This is a genomic window from Corynebacterium sp., from assembly GCF_030535495.1.
Lineage (GTDB): Bacteria > Actinomycetota > Actinomycetes > Mycobacteriales > Mycobacteriaceae > Corynebacterium.
Window position 1 is genome coordinate 1 of record NZ_JAUNRW010000129.1, and the last position, 2,147, is coordinate 2,147.

The 2,147-nt window shown below is 70.1% G+C and carries 2 protein-coding genes; both read right to left on the bottom strand.

The features are described 5' to 3' along the window. On the bottom strand, nt 1–634 hold a 634-nt coding region (locus Q4F73_RS11300; RefSeq protein WP_303359443.1), incomplete at its 3' end, for a homoserine dehydrogenase. Nucleotides 635–743: 109 nt separating this feature from the next. Then, the gene (gene lysA, locus Q4F73_RS11305) at nt 744–2,075 is read right to left on the bottom strand and encodes a diaminopimelate decarboxylase (RefSeq protein WP_303359444.1); all 1,332 of its coding nucleotides are present in this window, start codon (nt 2,073–2,075) and stop codon (nt 744–746) included. Nucleotides 2,076–2,147: the final 72 nt, after the last annotated feature.

Below are 2,147 nucleotides of genomic sequence, written 5' to 3' on the forward strand. Positions count from 1 at the left end.
CGACGTCGGCGGTGGGGTCGGCCTCGGCGTAGCCCAGGCGGGTGGCCTCGGCGAGGGCGTCCTCGTAGGTGGCGCCGGTGGACTCCATGGCGTCGAGGATGAAGTTGGTGGTGCCGTTGACGATGCCGGAGATACGCAGGATGTTGTCACCGGCCAGGGAACGGCGCAGCATGCCGACGACCGGGATGGCGGCGGCGACGGCGGCCTCGAAGTAGAGGTCGACGTTGGCGGCGTCGGCGGCCTCGGCCAGCTCGTCGGCGTGGGCGGCCACGAGGGCCTTGTTGGCGGTGACCACGGACTTTCCGGCGCGCAGCGCAGCCAGGACCAGCTCGCGCGGGTAATCGATGCCGCCGATGACCTCGACGACGATGTCGACGTCGTCGCGGTTGATCAGGGACATGGCGTCGTCGGTAAGCAACTCCTCATCGACGCCCTCGCGCGGCTTCGACAGATCGGACACGGCCACGCCACGCAGCTCCAGCGGGCCCCCGATGCGGTGGGCCAGGGCGTCAGCCGACTCCCCCATGAGACGCAGCACCTCGGAACCGACGGTGCCGTGGCCGAGAATGGCGATACCAACCGGCTCGCCGGCTCCCTTGCCGGGGTTGTAGCTGGGCTGCGTGTTCTCGGTCATGGTGCTCCTGATGGGTTGTGGCCTTGCTAAACGTTGACCAGCCTACCGGGGCTGCCCCATTTCCACAGCACGTGGGGTGACAATCTCGCCGCGATCGTCGAGAAGCGCGCTACGGCTCCAGCGCGAGGATGTCCTCGACCGTCTCGCGGCGCAGCATGAGGGTGGTCTTGCCCGCGCGGACGGACACCACCGGCGGGCGACCGAAGGCGTTGTAGCGCGAGGACATGGCGTAGGCGTAGGCACCGGTGGCGGCGACGGCCACCAGGTCACCGACGGCGATGTCGTCCGGGTACTGCGCGTCCCGGACGAGGATGTCGCCGGACTCGCAGTGCGCGCCGACGAGGCGGGAGGCCACGGCGGGGCCCTCGGTGAAGCGGTTGACCAGGCGGGCGTCGTACAGCGAGCCGTACAGGGCGGGCCGGATGTTGTCGGACATGCCGCCGTCGACGGACAGGTAGCGGCGTGTGGCGTCGTCGGAGACGGTGACGTCCTTGACGGTGCCCACCTCGTAGACGGTGACGGTGCCGGGGCCGGCGATGGCGCGGCCGGGCTCGACCAGCACGACCGGGGGCTCGATGCCCAGTTCCGCGGCTGTCTTGGCCACGGCGGTGAGCAGGTCGTGGGCGACCTCGTCGACGTCGAGGGGCTCCTCGTCCTCGGTGTAGGCGATGCCGTAGCCGCCGCCGAGATCGAGTTCCGGCAGCTGCACGCCCAGCTCGCGGTGGATCTGCGAGTACAGGCCCAGGACGCGGTCGGCGGCCATGGTGAAGCCCTCGGCGTCGAAGACCTGGGAGCCGACGTGGCAGTGCAGGCCGACGAGCTCGAGGTTCTCGGCGCGGATGGCGGCCTCGGCGGCGCGGTAGGCCGAACCGGAGGCCAGCGAGAAACCGAACTTCTGGTCCTCGTGGGAGGTGGCGATGGCCTCGTGCGTGTGGGCCTCGATGCCGGGCTTGACGCGGATCATCACCTTCTGGGTGCGGTCCTGGCCGGCGGCGATGGCGTCGAGAAGCTCTAGTTCAGACTCGGAGTCCAGCACCACGTGGCCGACGCCTTCGGTGACACACGCGCGCAGGAAGCCGGCGCCCTTGTTGTTGCCGTGTGCGGTCATGCGGGCGGCCGGGAAGTCCGCGGCCAGCGCGATCTTGAGCTCGTTGAGGGAGGCGACGTCGAGGGACAGGCCCTCCTCGTCGACCCAGCGCGCGATGGCGCGGGTGAGGAAGGCCTTGGAGGCGTAGTGGACGTTCTCCGGGCCCCCGAAGGCGCGCGCCATGTCCTGGCACCGGGAACGGAAGTCATCCTCGTCGACGACGAAGACGGGGGTGCCGTACTCCTCGGCGATCTCCGGGAGAGGCACCCCGGCGACGGTGACCACGCCGTCCTCCTGGCGCACGGCGTTGCGCGGCCAGACGTGGGCGGGCAGGTCGTTGAAATCGGCACTCATACGCTTACATCCTCTCCGGGGCGGTGACACCGACCAGGCCCAGCGCGTTGGCCAGGGTCTGGCGGGTGGCGG

Bases quoted from the DNA above. Each gene is read 5' to 3' on its own strand.
- lysA (WP_303359444.1), bottom strand. From the start codon at position 2,075: ATGAGTGCCGATTTCAACGACCTGCCCGCCCACGTCTGGCCGCGCAAC.